This is a genomic window from Mycobacterium sp. E787, assembly GCF_001668725.1.
GTDB lineage: Bacteria > Actinomycetota > Actinomycetes > Mycobacteriales > Mycobacteriaceae > Mycobacterium.
The window spans coordinates 1-1,290 of sequence record NZ_LZKL01000039.1; the positions used below are offsets into that span (position 1 = coordinate 1).

General features: G+C 69.1%; 1 protein-coding gene. It reads right to left on the bottom strand.

What is annotated here, in order from left to right:
- Positions 1-1,290 (bottom strand): HAD-IC family P-type ATPase (locus A5705_RS08520; protein WP_156763066.1); only part of this gene is annotated, 1,290 nt, incomplete at both ends.

Consider the following 1,290-nt stretch of genomic DNA (forward strand, 5'->3'; position numbering starts at 1 on the left):
AAGGTTTTCCAGGAACCACCCGGTGTGAAACGCCACCTCGCCGGCGTGCAGGATGCCGAGCATGAATCCGAAGGTCAGGAAGTCGAACAGCGAGTTGATGGGCCCGAACGTCAGCATGAACCTGCGGATGAAGGCGACGTTCCAGTGCGCCGGCGCATCGCGTTGCTCCTCATCGACGCGGTCGGTGGGGATCGCCAACTGCGAGGCATCGTAGAGCAGGTTGCCCAGCAGGATCTGGCTGGGCAGCATCGGCAGAAACGGCAAGAACGCCGACGCGGCGGCGGCGCTGAACATGTTGCCGAAGTTGCTCGACGTGCCCATCAGCACGTACTTGATCGTGTTGGCGAAGATCCGGCGGCCCTCGGCGACGCCGGTGGCCAGCACGCCCAGGTCCTTTTCCAGCAGCACCACGTCGGCCGCGTCCTTGGCGACGTCGGTGGCGCTGTCTACGGAGATCCCCACGTCCGCGGCGTGCAGGGCCAACGCGTCGTTGACGCCGTCGCCGAGGAAGCCGACCGATCGCCCGTTGCGGCGCAGCGCGGTGATCAGCCGCGCCTTCTGCTCGGGGGAGATGCGCGCGAAGATGGTGTGGTTTTGCGCGGCGTCGACGAACCCGTCGTCGTCGAGGGGTTCCAGCTCGGCGCCGGTGAGAGTGCCCTTGGACGCCAAACCCAGGTCATTGCAGACCTTTTCGGCGACCCGCGGATTGTCGCCGGTGGCGATCTTGAGCTCGATGCCCAGTTCGGCCAGCTGTGCCAGCGACTGGCGCGCCGCGGGTTTGGGTTCGTCGGCGAAGACCAGAAAGCCGGCCAGCGTCAGGTCGTGTTCGTCGTCGGCGGTGAGCTCCGTCAGCTCGGCGGCCGGGCGGGTGGCGACGGCGACCACCCGCCGTCCGGCGGCGAACAAGTCCGCCAGGGTCGCATCCGCGGCCGCCGGCGTCCCGTCGCACCGGTCCAGGACCTGTTCGGGGGCGCCCTTGACGACGAGGAGGCGGTTGCCGTCGTCGTCGACCAACACCGACGTCGCGCGCCGCTCGTGGTCGAACGGCAGCAGCGCGACGCGGCGCACCGCGCCGCCCACCAGTTGCTGTGGCTGCGGGGAGTCCCACAGCGCGGCGTCGAGCGGATTGGCGCTCACCACACCGGATTCCGGGTCGACGTCGGTGGCCAGCAGCCCGAGCCGCCGGACCGGCTCGGCCGGCGCACCGGCCGGATCGATCGTGCCGACCAGGCGGATGCGGCCTTCCGTCAGCGTGCCGGTCTTGTCGGTGATCAGGATGTCGATGTCGCC